The following is a 17168-nucleotide window of genomic DNA, read 5'->3' on the forward strand; positions in this document are numbered from 1 at the left end:
AGCTCAGCTGACGACCTGGAAGCTCCTGAAGCCGCCTTCGGCAGGGGAAACCTTCTCGTCGACGTGCGACACCCTGCCCGGCGCCTGGGATGATCCGAGCCAGCGCCTGAATTCGACGATGTCAGGCTGCGGTCCTTCCGCGACAACGGCGACCGAACCGTCGTCGTCATTCCTGACGGAACCGGTCAGGCCCAGCTCATCGGCCTTGCGCGCGGTCCAGTAGCGGAAACCGACACCCTGGACCGCGCCCGTGACGCGAGCGGTGAGTCGGACGCTGTCCGGGTCTGCTGCCTTCGAGTCAGTCATGGAACCAATGTAGCGCCGGCGGGCTCGGTCTCGACAGGCTCGACCAACGGACACGAGGACGGCGAAGCCCCGCTGCGGCAGGGGCTGCAGCGGGGCTTCGGACGGTAGGGAATCAGTTAACGGTGATGTCCCGGGTCCGGTGGTCGTAGCGGATGGTGAGCTGGCCACCGGAGTGGTGCAGCTCGTGGTTGGCACCATCGAACGCGCCGAACGCGCCGTAGTTCTCCTCCCAGGAGCGGTTGAGAGCGATCTTGAAGTTGTAGTAGCCGGCCGGGATCTCAGCCGACAGCTTCCACAGCTGGTCCAGCTCGTCCAGCTTCATCTGCGCTTCGTCGTACTGCGGCGCCCAGTTCTCCGGGGCTCCCAGCAGTGTGTTGAAGTCGCCGGCCACAGCCACGGCGGCGGGCTGGTCGACGGCAGGAGCCTGCGCTTCGGCGTCGGCCTCTGCCTTCTTCAGGACTGCCTTGGCCACCGGAGCGACAGCGTCCTCGATCAGCTTGGCCGCCTTGTCAACAACCTTCGCTGCCTTGGACGGAGCCTTCTCGGCCTTTGCAGCGGCTGCCTTCGCGGGTGCCTTCTTGGCTGCCGGCTTGGCAGGTGCGGCCACCGGAAGCGGCGTGTCGGCCGGGACCGGCGTGCCGGCGTCGAGGGCTGCCGAGAAGCTGGCTGCGTCGGCGAACGCGACCGTCGCGCGTTGTCCGTCCTCGGTGATGGTCCAGCCGGAGCGCCCCTTGACCAGCCAGCCGGCCTTGACCAGCTTGGCCGTGGCGGTGGTCAGCGATTTGTGGCCCCGGGGAATGCCGCCGCTGAGGAGTTCAGCTTCGTAGGCGTTCAGCGGAACGCGGACGAGGGCTTCAGCCAGCACGGCACCGGCGTTCTGCGATTCACCCGACAACACCCCCTCTGCCAGAACGTCCAGCACGGCCTTAAGGCGGATGTTGGTGTTTTCGGCGGCAGTCTTGCGCATGGTTCCCCTTACAGAGCGATTGTTCCCACAGTAGTTTGCCAAGTGCTGGGCAAATCTGGCGACTTTGTTTGGTAAACATTGTGTGTCGTGACCGACTATGACGGGGATTACACCCGAACGGAGCCGAAAATCTCGGTTATTCCGGCGCGCACGCCCGACCCATTTCCACGCGGCAAAAATAGAAAGTAGGCTTACCATATAGAGCGAGGCACCAAACGGAAGGGATGATTTCAGTGAGTGAACACAGCAGCAAGGCAGACGGCTTTATCGTTCCGGACCCTTCGAAACTCCGCGACGACGTTCCCGGCGACGCGGGTGATGACGCCAACGCCATCCGGTTCAGCGAGGAGCAGGCCCTCATCGAGGAGCAGTCGCACGGCATCCGCCCCGAGCGCTACGACGTCCCGGCCGGCGGCCCCACCATGGAGGAAGCCCGCGGCAACATGGACCTTTCCGATGACGTGGGTGACGCGGCCGCCGGGGACAGCAGCGACGACGGACTGCACAGCGGCCAGGAGCAGTAACCGCCGACGTCCACCATCAATACGCGAGAGGGCGGCTGTCAACGACGGCCGCCCCTTCGCTGGGGTAGCCGCCTACCGCTAGCAGCATCCCGCGGAGGCCGCCTTACCGGTCTTGGCGCTATTGGACGTACCCCTCCACCTCATTGACGGGACGGGCATCGGCCTCATTCGGATCGTCGCCCGCCTTCGCCTTTGCCCGGCGCTGGCGCAGCAGGTCCCAGCACTGGTCCAACGCCTCTTCCACCTGCCGCAGCCGCGCGCGGCGTTCAGTCCTGCTGTCGTCGTCCTCATCGGAATTGTCCCCGCCGGCACCTCCGGCCGGACCCGAAGCCGCCGGCTCGCGCAGTTGATGCTCCTCGTCAACCAGCGCCTGGATGCGCTGCAGAATGTCCTGGTTGTCCATCGCCTTCACTCCTTGGTTGCCGCGTGCCGGTTTCACTTTGGGGGGACGGCCGCCGTCGACCGCCCGCCGCAGGGTTGGACTGCCAGCCTAATCACGCAATGCGGTCCGGGAAAGGGGGCAGCCGCCCGTCGCCGGCAGCCCAAAGCACACCCCTGCGCCATCCGAATTTCGGCAGCACTGGCGGCACTGTCGTCGTCTCGTTAGGGTAGACGATAAGCATGCTTAGCATTACCGCAATGCCAGCACCGCCCGGAGCTGATGTTCCTGTCCGAGTTCAACACCACCACGGAGGAGAACCATGACCGACCAGTACACGTTCAAGAATCCTGTCACCGCTTACGAGCACATCTCGCCGCCCAAGCAGCACCAGCCTGAGCCGGGCCTGGACGCCAAGCTTGAACCCAAGGCCGATTTGGGCGAGGACAGCTACCGCGGCACCGGACGCCTCGACGGCAGGAAGGCCATCGTTACGGGCGCGGACTCAGGCATCGGCGCAGCGACGGCGATTGCGTTCGCCCGGGAAGGGGCCGACGTCGTGCTGTCCTACCTCCCGGAGGAGGAGGAAGACGCCACCAGGATCGCGAACCTGATCGAGAAGGCAGGCCGCAAGGCCGTGAAGGTGCCCGGCGACCTCAAGGACGCCGCCACCTGCCAGAAGCTGGTGGACGCCGCACTCCAAGAACTGGGCGGCCTGGACCTCCTCGTCAACAACGCCGGCAAGCAGGTGGCGCAGGAGGACATCGGGGACATCACGGACGAGCAGTTCGACCACACGCAGAAGACCAACGTGTACGCCATGTTCTGGCTCACCCGGGCTGCTGTGCCGCACCTTCCCGCCGGTTCAACGATCATCAACACGACGTCGATCCAGGCCTACAGCCCGTCGCCCACCCTCGTTGATTACGCCACCACGAAGGCCAGCATCAACAACTTCACCAAGGGACTGGCCCAGCAGCTGGCACCGAAGGGCATCCGCGTGAACGCCGTGGCTCCGGGACCGATCTGGACTCCCCTGCAAGTCAGCAGCGGCCAGCCCAAGGAAGCCCTCCCCGAGTTCGGCAAGGACACTCCCCTGGGCCGCGCCGGGCAGCCCGCCGAACTCGCCCCGGCCTACGTGTTCCTGGCCTCGGCGGAATCCAGCTTCGTGGTGGGCGAGACCCTGAACGTCAACGGCGGCAGCCCCACGCCGTAGCTGCTGCCGGGGCCCAGAGCTGCGCATTTCTGCACCACTTCAGGAAACAGCACCGCCGCCAGCCACCGGGAAAACCGCGCCAGCATGCGGGACACCCGGGGCCGGCGGCGTTTCCGCGCCCTGAAAGTGGAGCAAAAATGCCGCGAACCGTCCTATAGTGGCGACTACACGCACCTCCCTGAGCCACTCCCGCAACCCACATCAGGAGAGCCCCATGGAATCCCGCACACTAGGCACACTTTCCGTCTCCAGCCTCGGCCTCGGCTGCATGGGCATGAGCGAGTTCTACGGAACCGGCGACGACAGCGAGTCCGTCGCCACCATCCGCGCCTTCCTCGACGCCGGCGGAACCCTGCTGGACACGGCAGACATGTACGGCCCGTTCACCAACGAGCAGCTCGTCGGCAGAGCCATCGCCGGGCGGCGCTCCGACGTGGTCTTGGCAACGAAGTTCGGCAACGAGCGGCGCGAGGACGGTTCCTGGGTGGGCATCAACGGCCGCCCCGAGTACGTCCGCGCCGCCTGCGATGCAAGCCTGCAGCGGCTCGGCGTGGACCACATCGACCTCTACTACCAGCACCGTGTGGACAAGACCGTCCCCATCGAGGACACCGTCGGCGCCATGGCGGAGCTCGTCGAGGCCGGCAAAGTCAGGCATCTGGGGCTGTCCGAAGCCAGCGCTGACACCGTCCGCCGGGCGCACGCCGTCCATCCGATCACTGCCCTGCAGACCGAATATTCGCTCTGGGAACGCGAGCCTGAGACCAAGGTTTTCCCGGTGCTGGCGGAACTGGGAATCGGCTTCGTGCCCTACAGCCCCCTCGGCCGGGGCTTCCTGACCGGCCAGCTGCGCAGCCCCGACGACTTTGCTGCCGATGATTTCCGGCGGCACTCACCCCGCTTCCAGGGCGAGAACTTCACCCGAAACCTGCAGCTCGTGGACCGGGTCAAGGAACTCGCAGACGAGAAACAGTGCAGCCCGGCGCAGCTCGCCCTGGCTTGGCTGCTCGCGCAGGGCGAGCACATCGTCCCCATTCCCGGCACCAAGAAGCGCGAACGCCTTGCCGAGAACCTGGGGGCGGCCGACGTCGAGCTTTCAGCCTCGGACCTGACCCGCCTCGATGAACTGGCCCCGGCCGGCGCTGCCGCAGGTGCGCGCTACCCGCACATGACCTCGATAGACACCTAGAATCCGCTCCTCCCGGAACACCCGCCGGGGGCATCGGCACCACCGAGCAACCGAGATGAGCAACAGAAAGGGAGTCCAATGACGGGCAATACAGAGGACGACGGCGGCACCGCCTCCCGCGGAAACGCCGGCACGGACCAGGACCTCGCCCACTGGAGCCAGCGGCTCACCCAGGCGCTGCAGATCCTGGACCTGAAAGTGGACCAGGATCTGGTGGCCCGTATCGCCGACGAGTCGTCGCGCGCGGTGAACGGACAGGCCGGTGCGGTCACCGCGCTGCTGGTTGGCTATGCGGCCGGGCTCCAGGCACACGGCAGCAGCGCGTCGCCGCAGGAGGCGGTGCAGTCGGCGGCCGACGTCGCGCTGCGGCTCTGCGAGCACGGAACCGAAGGCGGCCCGGACAGTGAGGGCTGGTCCAGCACCGCCCAGTAGTCCCCCGCCAGTCAGAGCCGCCCTTGCCCCGCCCGTTACGGGCGGGGCAAGGGCGTTAGGGCTTTCGGACCGTGCCGAAGGGGCGGTCGGGAAACGCCGGCCCTACACAGCCTCCGCGCTGGGCTCCAGCCGCACGATCACGGCCTTGGACGCCGGCGTGTTGCTCCCTTCAGCGACGCTCTCCAGGGGCACCAGGACGTTGGCCTCCGGGTAGTAGGTGGCCGCGCAGCCGCTGGCGGTGGGGTACGAAACCACGCGCAGCTTCCGCATCACCCGCTCTACGTTGTCCTCGTACACCCCATGGATATCCACGAATTGGCCGTCATTCAGGCCAAGTTCGGCGATGTCCTCGGGACTGACGAACACCACGTCACGGCCCTTCTTGATGCCGCGGTAACGGTCGTTGTGCCCGTAGATGGTGGTGTTGAACTGGTCGTGTGACCGGACGGACTGCAGGATCAGCGTGCCGGCCGGCCGGTCGATGCTCTCCAGGTGGTTGACCGTCAGCATGGCCTTGCCGGTGGGCGTGGGGAACGTCCGCGAATCCCTCGGGCCGTTGGGCAGGACGAACCCGCCTTCCTGCCGGATCTTGCTGTTGTAGTCCTCGCAGCCGGCCACCACGTGGGAGATGTGCTCGCGGATGAGGTCGTAGTTCTTCTCGAACCCGGCCCAGTCCGCACTGGACTTCCCCGCCACCGTCTCCCGCGCGATCCGGCAGACGATCGCCACCTCGGACAGCAGGTTCGGCGCAACCGGCTCCACCCGCCCCGCCGAGGGATGCACGGCGCAGACGGTGTCCTCCACGGAGACGAACTGCGGACCGGACTCCTGCAGGTCGATTTCCGTGCGGCCCATGGTGGGCAGGATGAGCGCCTCCTTGCCCGTCACCGTGTGCGAGCGGTTCAGCTTCGTTGAGATCTGAACGGTGAGGTCGGTGTTCTCCATGGCCGCTTCGGCAGCGTGCGTGTCCGAGATGGCGGCCACCAGGTTTCCGCCCAATGCCACGAAAACCTTGATCCCGCCGTCGCGCATTCTGCGGATGGTTTCCACGGCGTCAGCGCCGTGCTCGCGCGGCGGGTCGAAGCTGAACTCCTTGCCGAGCGCGTCGAGGAACGCGGGCGGCATCTGCTCCCAGATGCCCATGGTCCGGTCCCCCTGCACGTTGCTGTGCCCGCGGATGGGCGAGGCGCCGGCGCCGGGCTTGCCGATGTTTCCGCGCAGCAGGAGAAGGTTGATGATCTCCTTGATGGTGGCCACACCCTTCTTGTGCTGGGTGATCCCCATGGCCCACGTGATGATGACCCGGTCCGCCTTCAGGTACCGGGCGGCCAGTTCATCGATTTCGTCGCTGCGGAGCCCGGTGGCCTCAAGGACGGTCTCGTCGTCCAGCCCGTCGAGGTGCGCTTTGAGTTCCTCCAGGCCCTCGCAGTGCTCCGCCAGGAACTCGTGGTCCAGGACCGTGCCGGGATTCTTCGCCTCGGCGTCGAGGACCCGCTTCGAAATGGCCTGCAGCAGCGCCATGTCGCCGCCCACCCGGATCTGCAGGAACTGGTCGGCGAGGTCGGTGCCGTGGCCGATGATGCCCTTCACCTTTTGCGGGTTCTTGTACCGCAGCAGCCCGGCTTCCGGCAGCGGGTTGACGGCCACAATCTCCGCGCCGGCTTCCTTGGCTTCCTCGAGCGCGGTGAGCATGCGCGGATGGTTGGTGCCGGGGTTCTGACCCATGATGATGATCAGCTGCGCCTTGGCGAAGTCGTCGTAGGTGATGGTGGCCTTGCCGATGCCGATGGTCTGGCCCATCGCCCAGCCGGATGATTCGTGGCACATGTTGGAACAGTCCGGCAGGTTGTTGGTGCCGAAGGCGCGCACGAACAGCTGGTAGATGAAGGCAGCCTCGTTCGACGTCCGGCCGCTCGTGTAGAAGGCGGCCTCGTCCGGGCTGGCCAGACCGTTGAGCTTCCGCCCCAGAATCCCGAACGCTTCTTCCCAGCTCACTGGCCGGTAGTGGTCCTCCCCCGCCGGCTTGTAGACCGGTTCCGTGAGGCGGCCCTGCATCCCCAGCCAGTACTCGGTTCTCTGGCGCAGTTCGCTGACCGGATGCTCCGCCCAGAAGTCCGATTCGATCACCACCGGCGTGGCTTCCCAGGTGACGGCCTTGGCCCCGTTTTCGCAGAACTCAAAGGTCTTCCGGTGGTCCGGGTCCGGCCAGGCGCAGCTCATGCAGTCGAAGCCGTGCTTCTGGTTCAGGGCCAGAAGCGTCCTCTCGGTCCTGCCCAGGCCCATATGTTTGATGGCTGGCTGCATCGAGTGCAGGACGCCCGGAATGCCGGCGGCCCACTCCTTCGGCTTGCCTACCTCGAGGTCCTTCTCGTCCGCCTCTTCAACGTCTGGGTTCTTGCGCGGCATGCTGCACACTCCTTGACTCGGCCATCGTCCGGGTACTGCTGTCCGCGGCACCATCGCCGCAGTTTTGCCTCCCTCACAGGACTAGCAGTTATGGAACGCGCCTGCAAGCAATCGGCCCGGTGGGGGTGTGCTGGAGACCCAGGCACAGGCCCGGCGGAGGCCCGGCGGAGCCCGCCAGCCGGAACACGAGCAAAGGAACGCGTGCTGGCGCACCGGAGCAGCAGGGGCGGACAATTGGAGCAACTGCAGACCGTTTGGAGCCGCAATGCGCCGTTCAATGGGCTGGCTAAAACACCACAGGCTTCTGGCTTTCTTCATCCTGGCCTACGCAATCTCCTGGGCCTCGTGGCCGTTGTTCGCGGCCGGGCTGATGCCGCGAATGGAATTCCTTCCCGTGGGTCCGCTTGCGGCAGCGGTCATCGTCATAGCCTTGACGGAGGGGCGTGCCGGATTCCGGGTCTGGGGACGGCGGCTGATCCGCTGGCGCGTCGGGTGGGTCTGGTACGCCGCGGCTCTCCTCCTCCCTGTGGCGCTCGTCCTCATCACCGGGTTCATCACCATGGGACTGGGCGCAGCCGCCCCGGGCCTCGAACGGCTGACGTGGAGCGGGCTGCTGACCGTGTTCGCTGTCCGGCTGGTGAATCCCCTGGACGGTGCACTCGGCGAAGAGCCGGGCTTCCGCGGTTACGCCCTCCCGCTTCTCCAGGCGTCCCGTCCGCCGCTGCTGTCCGCGGCAATCCTGGGCGCGCTCGTGACGCTGTGGCACCTGCCGCTGGTCCTCTTTGTCGGGCTGAGCGTGATCGGCCTGCCGACGACGTTCGCCATCACGTTCCTCTACGTGTGGCTTTTCAACCGCACCGGCGGCAGCGTCCTGCTGACGCTGCTGTTCCACAACAGCCAGGGCACATTCACCGTCGGGTCCTTCGGCTTCGCGGCCGCGGACACCGGCCGCGCGGAGCTGATCTACTTCCTCACCGTCGCCGTTGCCGTGCTGGCCACGGTGGCCCTGGACCGCCAGACCTGGCGCAAGGCACCCCGTTCCGCCACCGCCGTCGGGCGTTTACCGCTCCGAATGCATCCGATGTGAACGACGGCGGGTGGTCGGCGCCGCGCGCACGGCGCCGGCCCGTTCAGGAACCAAACACCATCCAAGTCAGGAGGAAACAATGTCCTCACCGCTAGCCAAGGCCGCCGGTCCCATCGCCCTGGTGTCCGGCCTCCTCTTCGCCGCCGTGGACCTGGGCCGCCTGCTCGCTGCCGATCGCAGCCTGGACCGGATAGAGATGATGCGGCAGACGCCCTTCCAGGTCACGAACGCCCTGTACTGGGTGGTCTTCATCGGGCTGACCCTCGCCCTGGTGTCCGTCTACCTCCGGCTCGGCGAACGGGCAGGCGGACTCGGCGCCGCCGCGTTCTGCATCGCGCTTGTGGGCACCCTGGACATGGCCGGCAACATGTGGTTCGACGGCTTCGCCGGCCCCTGGATCACCGACGTTGCCCCCGGCGCGGTCCTCGCCGGCGGGTCCGGGATGCTGGCCGTCGGAGCGCTGTCCAGCTACGTGCTGTTCGCCGCGGGCTGGATGTTTTTCGGCATCGCCGGCTGGCGCTCAGGCATGTTCCCCGCCTGGACCTGCGTGGCATTTATCGTCGCCGGCTTCCTCGGTTACAACGCCGGACTGCCGCCCTACGGGATCCCGATCGGCCTGGTCATGGCGGCGCTGGGCTGGTGGATCATCCGCACGGGCGCACCGGTTCCGGCTACGGCAAGCCCAGCTCCCGCGGACCCGCCCAGGCCGTAACCTCGGCCCAACCGCCGCGGTTCCTAGCCCGCCCGCAACTTCAGCCCGTCCGGACCCTGGCTCGCCCGGAACCTAGCCCGACAGCTCAGCCAGCAGCTCGTGCTTCCGCTCCTCGCTGGCGAAGGACGACCGGATGGAGTTCGCGGCGAGCCGCACCCGGTCGAACTCGGACAGCCCCAGCACCGACTCGAGCTGGGCGAAGTTGGTGTCCACGTAGCCGCCGAAGTACGCGGGGTCGTCCGAGTTCACGCTGACGTTGAGCCCGGCGGCCAGCATCGCCGGCAGCGGGTGCGCGGCCAGCATGTCCACGGCGCGGAGCCGGACGTTCGACAACGGACACACCGTGAGCGGCACGCGGTCGTTCACCAGCCGCTCCACGAGCTCGGGGTCCTCCATGCACCGGATCCCGTGGTCGATCCGCTCCACGCCCAGCACCTCCAGCGCCTCCACAATGTACGACGGCGGGCCCTCCTCCCCCGCGTGCGCAATCTTCCGCAGGCCTGCTTCGCCCGCCCGGGCGAACAGGCGGGTGAATTTCGACGGCGGGTTGCCCACCTCTGCGGAATCCAGGCCGATGCCGGCGATCGGCGCGTTCATCGCAAGAAGTCCCTCCAGGACCTCGAGCGCCGAATCCTCGGAAAGGTCGCGGAGGAAGGCGGCGATCAGCAGCGTGGAAATGCCGAACTCCTCCTCGGAAGTGGCGAGGACAGAGGCGACGCCGTTGACGCAGGTTTCCAGGGCGACTCCGCGTGAGACGTGCGCCTGCGGGTCCATCATGATTTCCGCGTGCCGCACCCCGGCGGCGGCCGCCCGCGTCAGGTAGGCGCGGGTCATGTCCGCGAAGTCCTGCTCCGTCCGGAGGACCGCCATGTTGGCGTAGTACAGGTCGAGGAAGGACTGCAGGTCCGTGAACTCGTACCGGCTCCGCAGCTCGTCCAGGTCCGCGTACGGCAGTTCGATCCCGTTCCGTTCAGCGAGCGCAAAAATCAGTTCCGGCTCCAGCGTCCCCTCAATGTGCAGGTGGAGCTCCGCCAGGGGCATCGGCGACGGGGGCACCGCCAGCTCCTCTTCAGCTGAAACTGCAGTTTGACCTGAAGGCCCGGATTGGCCTGAAAGAGCAGTGGAATCGGGCGGTTCTGCGGCGGCGTCGTATGTGTTCACCCCGACAGAATAGTCCCCGCACCCGTCAGGACCGCTAGAGTCGATCAGATGCGGACTGAAGAGTATGCTGACGCCTTGGCCGATCTGGACTGGAGCCCGGAAACCGGCGCCCACGATTCTGCTGACGGCTTCGTCCGGGTGCGCGGCGCCCGCGAGAACAACCTCCGCAACGTGGACGTGGCCGTCCCGCGCGACGCGATTGTCGCATTCACGGGCGTCTCGGGATCGGGCAAGTCCTCGCTGGCGTTCGGCACGATCTACGCCGAAGCCCAGCGCCGGTACTTCGAATCCGTCGCCCCCTACGCCCGCCGCCTCATCCAGCAGGGCCACAATCCCAAGGTGGAGATGATCACCGGGCTGCCGCCCGCCGTCGCACTTCAACAGCGCCGCGGCACGCCGAGCAGCCGTTCCACGGTCGGGACGGTGACCACGCTGTCCAACTCCCTTCGCATGCTGTTGTCGCGCGCGGGCAGCTATCCGGCTGGGGCGAGCCCGCTGGACTCGGACGCCTTTTCGCCCAACACGGCCGCCGGGGCATGCCCGGAGTGCCACGGCCTCGGCGTGGCGCACACGGTGAGCGAAGCGTCGCTGGTTCCGGACCCGTCGCTGAGCATCCGGGACGGAGCCATCGCCGCCTGGCCGACCGCGTGGCAGGGCAAGAACCTGCGGGACATCCTCACCCACCTGGGCTACGACGTGGACACCCCCTGGCGGGAGCTGCCCCGGAAGGACCGCGACTGGATCCTGTTCACCGAGGAGCAGCCGGTAGTGGAGATCACGCCGCAGCGCGACCGGGTGGCCAAGCCGTACAAGGGCAAGTTCTGGAGTGCCAAGAGCCACGTGCTGCACACCCTGGCGGATTCCAAGAGCAACACGATGCGCGAACGGGTGCTCCGCTTCATGGAAACCGGGCCCTGCCAGCGGTGCAGCGGCAGCGGACTCACACCGGAGGCCCTGGCCGTGACGTTCGCCGGCAGGACGATCGCCGAGCTCAACTCGGTGCCGATGGGCGACCTGGCGGACATCATCCGCCCGACCACCGAGCTGAAGGTCACGGAGACCGCCTCCCGCAAGCTGTCCCCCGGCAAGCAGACGTCCGGCGAAAGCAACGAGGTGGCCGTCGCCATCACGCGCGACCTCCTGCAGCGGATCACTGTCCTGCTGGATCTGGGGCTCGGCTACCTCGCTCTGGGCCGGTCGACGCCCACCCTCTCCCCCGGCGAAATGCAGCGGCTCCGGATCGCCACCCAGCTCCGCTCGGGGCTGTTCGGCGTGGTCTATGTGCTGGACGAGCCGTCCGCCGGACTGCACCCTGCCGATGCCGAGCCTCTCCTGGCGGTGCTGGAACAGCTGAAGTCGTCGGGCAACTCGGTGTTCGTGGTGGAGCACAACATGGACATTGTGCGCCGTGCCGATTGGCTGGTGGACGTGGGGCCGAGGGCTGGCGAAGGCGGCGGCGAAGTGCTCTACAGCGGCCCGGTTGCCGGCCTCGCCGCCGTGGAGGCTTCCGTGACGCGCCCGTTCCTCGTGCCGGGTGGTGCTGACAGCGGTTCAGGTGTAGCGGACGACGGCGGCAGCACCGCCGGCGGTCCCCGCGCCGGCGCGTCTGACGGCGGTGAGCACGACGGCAGTGGGCACGACGGCGGCGGCCGTACGGGCCGCCGCCGTCGGGAGCCCGGTGCCTGGCTGGAACTGAACGACATCTCACGCCACAACCTCCGCGGCCTCGACGCGTCCTTCCCGCTGCAGGTCCTGACGGCGGTCACCGGCGTCTCCGGTTCGGGAAAGTCGACGCTGGTCAGCCACGTGCTGGCGGAGGTGGTCGGATCCGAACTGCACGGGGACACGGGCACGAGCGCAGGCACGGGCGCTGCTGGCGCGGGCGCGCCGGAGTCTGCCGGAACCGACGGGGAGCAGCCCGTGGACGCGGGCGATCCCGGCACGCCGCTGAGCATCGGGACCGTGGCCGGCCTGCACCACGTGGACCGGCTGGTGACGGTGGACCAGAAGCCGATCGGCCGCACGCCCCGGTCCAACCTGGCCACCTACACCGGACTCTTCGACGCCGTGCGCAAGGAATTCGCCGCCACGGACGAAGCCCGCGCTCGGGGATACAGTGCCGGGCGCTTCTCCTTCAACGTGGCCGGCGGACGCTGCGAGACCTGCCAGGGCGAGGGGTTCGTCGCCGTCGAACTGCTGTTCCTGCCTGGCAGCTACGGCCCGTGCCCCGAATGCGACGGTTCCCGCTACAACCCCGAGACCCTCGAGGTCACCTACCGCGGCAAGAACGTGGCCGAGATCCTGGGCCTCACCGTGGACGCCGCCGCGGAATTCCTCGCGGACGTGCCCTCGGCGGCCCGCAGCCTGCAGACACTGCGGGAGGTCGGTTTGGGTTATCTGCGGCTGGGGCAGCCCGCCACCGAACTGTCCGGCGGCGAGGCCCAGCGCATCAAGCTCGCCACGGAACTGCAGCGGGCACGCCGCGGCCACACCCTGTACCTGCTGGACGAGCCGACCACCGGCCTCCACCCGGCCGACGTCCGGCTCCTCATGGCCCAGCTGCACCGCCTCGTCGACGCCGGAAACACGGTGGTTGTGGTGGAACACGAAATGGACGTGGTGGCGGAAGCGGACTGGGTGATCGACCTCGGGCCGGCCGGTGGCGACGCCGGCGGCAAGATCGTTACGGCCGGAACGCCGTCCGCCGTCGCCGGTTCAGCGGACAGCCGGACGGCGCCGTATCTGGCTTCCGCCCTCGGCCGGACTGCCGGATAGCGGTACTCCGGCCCTTCTCTCCGGCGGCCCCGGACTGCCTAAACCTGCTTGACTGTCAATAAAGATCTCGATTTGATAACGGCGCGCGACACCTTTAGGCTGGGGCACATGCCCGCGCAATGCGGGCCCATGAATGCCAGGTTCCGCCTCCACCAGTTACTGCCCGGCCGGCGGACACCGAAATGACCTCTAGTTCGTCAGGGGCGGGCAGTAGCGCGAAAACGTCCGGGGACGGACCGAGCGCGGGTGGCCTCAGGAGCATCCCAAAATGAAGAAATCCACTCTCAGCACTGCCGCGCGCCGTGGAGTCACCCTGGCCGCCGTTTCCGCCGCAACTCTGGCGCTCTCCGCCACTGCCGCCAACGCTGCAACGCCCACCGCCACGAGCGCCTCCACCTGGGACGCCCTTGCTCAGTGCGAGAGCGGCGGCAACTGGTCCACCAACACCGGAAACGGCTTCTCCGGCGGCCTGCAGTTCACCCCGCAGACCTGGGCTGCCTACGGCGGAACCGGCTCGCCGCAGAACGCTTCCCGGGCCCAGCAGATCGCCGTGGCCGAAAAGGTCCAGGCCAGCCAGGGCTGGGGCGCATGGCCCGCCTGCTCCGCCAAGCTCGGCCTGAACGGTGGCGGTGGCGCTCCTGCGCCGCAGATCCTGCCCCAGAGCGCGCCGGTCCAGGCCGCACCCGTCCAGGCTCCGGTCCAGACCGCCCCCGTCGCCCAGGCCCCGGTGGCCGAAGCTCCCGTCCAGGCGCGTCACGCTGCCGCCATCGCGGTGAGCGGCGAGACCTACACCGTCCAGGAAGGCGACACCCTGAGCAAGATCGCCGACAAGCTCGGCGTCCACGGCGGCTGGCAGCACCTCGCCGACGCCAACGCTGACACCATCAGCGACCCGAACCTCGTGTTCGTGGGCCAGGTTCTGCAGCTCCCCGCCTAACCTTGCCTGGGTCAGGCCGTTTACCGGCTCTCCCTTAAAGCTCGACGCCGGGCGGTTCCCTTGCGGGGACCGCCCGGCGTTGTTGTGTCTGAACCGCTTTAGTGCCTGTCTCCAGAAACTACGACGCCGGTCGCCCCCAGAGTGGGGACGCCCGGCGTCGTTCTTAATTCTCTACAGCGTGACGGCTGGAACCGTCAGTACTCGGCCTTAGGCCGCAGCGGGAAGTTCCCGGACGATGCGCACCTTCCAGGCGGCGTCGTCGCTGGTGTCCAGGAGGGCGACGGTGCCGGAGGCAAGGTGCAGGGCGACGCGCTTGGCGTGCAGCAGCTCGAGGTAGAGGTGCTCGTTGACGCGGGCGGGGCTGTCGACGACGAACTTCACGGCGTCGCGCACCTTGCGGTAGTTGTCGCTGCGTTCGCGGTGCAGGTGCAGCTCGAGCTCGTGGCGCTGCTTGACGCGCGGCTCATGCTTGTTCAGCCAGTTCACTGCGGCGTGGACGCCGATCACCAAGGCAAGCGAGACGGCGTAGATCCACCAGCCGGTGGACATGAGGAAGAGCGGCAGGTTGGCGACGGCCACCACTGCAATGAAAACGCGCAGGGCCACGAGCCGGCGCAGGGTCAGCGCAACGGAAGCAAGCGCGGTGCGGAAACGGTGCTGGTCCTTGCGCGCAGCCGCCGGGTCCAGAGTAAACTCGTCGAGAACGAGGATCCCGTTCGCGTCGGCGCCCAGCATTTGGCCGTACTTCGGAACGAACAGTTGAGGCTCCTGTGACAGGTGTGAATTCGCCTCCGCGGGGGCGGACGACAGGGGCGCGGGAGAGGTAAGAGTCATGAGTTGGCTTCCAGACGCTGTTGAGGTTTCGGATATCTTAGTGGATTAATCAACTTTGCGCATTCATAGGTCCACTATGTGAACAGCCGCATGTCCATTTTGGCTGCTGGTTGTGCCGTCCGGCACTTCAATTGGCACAGCGCGCCAAGGACGGCAGACTGAGGGGATGCAAACCTTCCTTCCCTATCCCGATTTCCGGCAAAGCGCGGCCGCGCTGGACACACCCCGGCTCGGCAAGCAGCGCGTCGAAGCGCTGCAGACACTCCGCGCGCTGGTCATCCCGGAATACGGATGGCAGTCACACCCCGCCATCCGTATGTGGATGGGGCACGTTCCCGCGCTCACCATGTATGGCCTGGCCATGGTGGACGAATGGACCAAGCGCGGCTTCGCCGACAACACCCTCGACAACATCCGCGAGTTCGCCCCGCAGGCCGCGCATCCCGATTACGCCGCCAAGATCCTGCTCCCGCCATGGCTCGGTGACCCCGAATTCCACCTCAGCCACCGGTCCAACCTGATCCGCAAGGACCCGCACTTCTACGAAGAGGTCTTCCCCGGCACCGAGCACGGGCTGGAGTACGTCTGGCCGGAGCCCAAGCACGAATTCCTTCCCGAGGACCCCGAGGGTGAGGTGCTCTGGATCCTTCGCGAGCACGTCGGCCACGGCGACCCCGAGAAACTGGACAAGGTCGGGCTTCCTGCCGTGGGTCGGGCGGCCGCTTCCGGTTCGGCCGGGGCCGCCGCCGGTTCTGGGTCGGGTGCCGGGGAATCCGGCGACGACGACTACCAGTTCGTCTACGCGGAGGAGACTTCGCGCCGCCCAGCCAAGGTGGCCAAGAAGGCACTGGCCAAGCCGCTGGTGAAGAAGCCGTCGCGGAAGCGGCAGCGCCAAGAGGCGGCCTTCTCGACGCTTCCGGGTAAGTCGCCGGTGGCCGTGCCGTTCGACGGCGGCAGCAGGTTCGCCGTCGGGATGGTCGTTGGCCGGCCCATCACGCTCGACGACGGGCGCTTCGGCCGCAACTTCCAGCTCACCGACATCATCGACCGGTCCGAGTTCGACTACCCCGCGCTGCTGCAGGATCCGCGCGTCTTCTTCCCCGTCCCGGCGCTCTGAGCCCGCTATGACTATCCTTCTCGCCGGTTGCGGCGACCTCGGTACTGAGGCGGGTCTGCGCTTCGCCGCAGCGGGTCACCGGGTGGTGGGCTGGCGCCGTTCGCCGGACAAACTGCCGGCTGAGATTGAGGGCATCGCCACCGACTTGAGCACCGCCGAACTGCCGCGTATCCCGGCGGACACGACCGCCGTCGTCATTGCCGTGGCCGCCGATGCTTCCACAGAAGAGGCATACCGCAGCGCGTACGTGGACGGGGTTGTGCATGTGCTCGACGCCCTCGAACGCGACCACGTGGCACCCGAACGCGTCCTTTTCGTCTCGTCCACGGCCGTGTATGGCGACGCCGGCGGTGGTTGGATCGATGAATCCACTCCCCCGGAACCCGCTGGATTCTCGGGCCGCGTCATGCTTGAAGCCGAGGAGCTGCTGCTGAAGCGGTTCGACGGGACGGAGACTTCGCCTGTAGTGCTCCGGCTTGGCGGTATCTACGGTCCCGGCCGCACCAGGCTCATCGATCAGGTTCGAACCGGCGCCGCCATCATTCCGGCCCAGCCGCGCTACACCAACCGCATTCACCGCGACGACGCAGGTGGCGCCATCGTGCACTTGCTCAGCATGCCTGACGCGCCGGCGCCGGTGTATCTGGGCGTTGACAACGATCCGGCCGAGTTGGGCGACGTCCTGCGTTTCCTGGCGGCTGAATTGGGGCTGGACGTCCCGCCGACGGGTTCGTTGGGCGACGCACGCGGCGGCAACAAGCGGTGCAGCAACGCGCTGCTTCGGGGAACAGGGTTCTCGTACAAGTACCCATCCTTCCGCGAGGGCTACCGCGACATCTTGGCCGGCGTCGGAGTGCGCCACCCCTGACTGCACGCGGCGCCCACGTCCAGAGGCGGCTGAAATGTCGGGGCCAAAAAATTTTCAAAAACTTTTTCTTTTTTGTCCAAAGTGACGCTCCTTAGCCCCTAAAAATGTCAGACCCTGTTGAGAGAGTTTCCCATGGAGGCCTTTGGGGAGGATCGTGCGGACATCGCGGCCGGGACTGACGTCTCGGGCCCGGACGCTGCCCTGCTGCCCGGTCGCCGGCTAGCAGCGTTCCTGCAACTGCCCTTCCTTGGCTCCATG

Annotated in this window: 16 protein-coding genes; 10 read left to right on the plus strand and 6 right to left on the minus strand. The window is 67.3% G+C overall.

Annotation, left to right across the window (positions count from 1 at the left end):
* Positions 1-3: 3 nt before the first annotated feature.
* Positions 4-306, minus strand: coding sequence for an acylphosphatase (locus R5O87_RS08755; RefSeq protein ID WP_410554551.1), 303 nt, complete (start codon positions 304-306; stop codon positions 4-6).
* A gap of 112 nt (positions 307-418) precedes the next feature.
* A complete protein-coding gene (locus tag R5O87_RS08760) occupies positions 419-1273 on the minus strand; it encodes a pullulanase X25 domain-containing protein (protein ID WP_410554552.1) in 855 nt (284 codons plus the stop codon).
* Positions 1274-1497: 224 nt separating this feature from the next.
* Between R5O87_RS08760 and R5O87_RS08765 the strand changes: the two genes are divergently transcribed.
* Positions 1498-1797, plus strand: coding sequence for a hypothetical protein (locus tag R5O87_RS08765; protein WP_410554553.1), 300 nt, complete (start codon positions 1498-1500; stop codon positions 1795-1797).
* A 118-nt stretch (positions 1798-1915) separates the two neighbouring features.
* On the opposite strand, the gene R5O87_RS08770 is transcribed toward R5O87_RS08765, so the two are convergent.
* Entirely contained in the window at positions 1916-2200 is a 285-nt protein-coding gene (locus R5O87_RS08770) for a DUF2630 family protein (RefSeq protein ID WP_410554554.1), read from the minus strand.
* A 298-nt stretch (positions 2201-2498) separates the two neighbouring features.
* Between R5O87_RS08770 and R5O87_RS08775 the strand changes: the two genes are divergently transcribed.
* The 3 genes from R5O87_RS08775 to R5O87_RS08785 all read left to right on the plus strand — a co-directional run bounded on the left by R5O87_RS08775 (position 2499) and on the right by R5O87_RS08785 (position 5013).
* Complete coding sequence (locus tag R5O87_RS08775) at positions 2499-3392, plus strand: glucose 1-dehydrogenase (RefSeq protein WP_410554555.1); 894 nt, start codon at positions 2499-2501, stop codon at positions 3390-3392.
* A 214-nt stretch (positions 3393-3606) separates the two neighbouring features.
* Positions 3607-4581 carry an aldo/keto reductase gene (locus tag R5O87_RS08780; protein WP_410554556.1) on the plus strand — a complete coding sequence of 325 codons (975 nt, stop codon included), beginning with the start codon at positions 3607-3609 and terminating at the stop codon, positions 4579-4581.
* 78 nt (positions 4582-4659) lie between these two features.
* Complete coding sequence (locus R5O87_RS08785) at positions 4660-5013, plus strand: DUF6457 domain-containing protein (RefSeq protein WP_410554557.1); 354 nt, start codon at positions 4660-4662, stop codon at positions 5011-5013.
* A gap of 102 nt (positions 5014-5115) precedes the next feature.
* Here the strand turns inward: R5O87_RS08785 and R5O87_RS08790 are convergent, their stop codons facing one another.
* A complete protein-coding gene (locus R5O87_RS08790; RefSeq protein ID WP_410554558.1) occupies positions 5116-7419 on the minus strand; it encodes an FdhF/YdeP family oxidoreductase in 2304 nt (767 codons plus the stop codon).
* A 265-nt stretch (positions 7420-7684) separates the two neighbouring features.
* Between R5O87_RS08790 and R5O87_RS08795 the strand changes: the two genes are divergently transcribed.
* Entirely contained in the window at positions 7685-8506 is an 822-nt protein-coding gene (locus R5O87_RS08795) for a CPBP family intramembrane glutamic endopeptidase (protein ID WP_410554559.1), read from the plus strand.
* 79 nt (positions 8507-8585) lie between these two features.
* The gene (locus tag R5O87_RS08800) at positions 8586-9218 is read left to right on the plus strand and encodes a hypothetical protein (RefSeq protein ID WP_410554560.1); all 633 of its coding nucleotides are present in this window, start codon (positions 8586-8588) and stop codon (positions 9216-9218) included.
* Positions 9219-9290: 72 nt separating this feature from the next.
* Here the strand turns inward: R5O87_RS08800 and R5O87_RS08805 are convergent, their stop codons facing one another.
* Positions 9291-10259, minus strand: a complete 969-nt coding sequence (locus tag R5O87_RS08805) for an adenosine deaminase (RefSeq protein ID WP_410554571.1) — start codon at positions 10257-10259, stop codon at positions 9291-9293.
* A gap of 168 nt (positions 10260-10427) precedes the next feature.
* On the opposite strand from R5O87_RS08805, the gene R5O87_RS08810 reads away from it, so the two are divergent.
* Both R5O87_RS08810 and R5O87_RS08815 read left to right on the plus strand, forming a co-directional pair.
* Positions 10428-13154, plus strand: coding sequence for an excinuclease ABC subunit UvrA (locus R5O87_RS08810; RefSeq protein WP_410554561.1), 2727 nt, complete (start codon positions 10428-10430; stop codon positions 13152-13154).
* A gap of 268 nt (positions 13155-13422) precedes the next feature.
* Positions 13423-14091 (plus strand): transglycosylase family protein, encoded by a 669-nt coding sequence (locus R5O87_RS08815; protein ID WP_410554562.1) that lies wholly within the window; start codon positions 13423-13425, stop codon positions 14089-14091.
* A 207-nt stretch (positions 14092-14298) separates the two neighbouring features.
* Here R5O87_RS08815 and R5O87_RS08820 read toward each other — a convergent pair whose 3' ends face one another.
* Positions 14299-14925 carry a hypothetical protein gene (locus R5O87_RS08820; protein ID WP_410554563.1) on the minus strand — a complete coding sequence of 209 codons (627 nt, stop codon included), beginning with the start codon at positions 14923-14925 and terminating at the stop codon, positions 14299-14301.
* A 166-nt stretch (positions 14926-15091) separates the two neighbouring features.
* On the opposite strand from R5O87_RS08820, the gene R5O87_RS08825 reads away from it, so the two are divergent.
* Complete coding sequence (locus tag R5O87_RS08825; RefSeq protein ID WP_410554564.1) at positions 15092-16042, plus strand: MSMEG_6728 family protein; 951 nt, start codon at positions 15092-15094, stop codon at positions 16040-16042.
* A 7-nt stretch (positions 16043-16049) separates the two neighbouring features.
* Positions 16050-16910, plus strand: coding sequence for an SDR family oxidoreductase (locus tag R5O87_RS08830; RefSeq protein ID WP_410554565.1), 861 nt, complete (start codon positions 16050-16052; stop codon positions 16908-16910).
* Positions 16911-17168 lie beyond the last annotated feature (258 nt).

Source organism: Arthrobacter globiformis, from assembly GCF_046536215.2.
Classification (GTDB): domain Bacteria; phylum Actinomycetota; class Actinomycetes; order Actinomycetales; family Micrococcaceae; genus Arthrobacter; species Arthrobacter globiformis_E.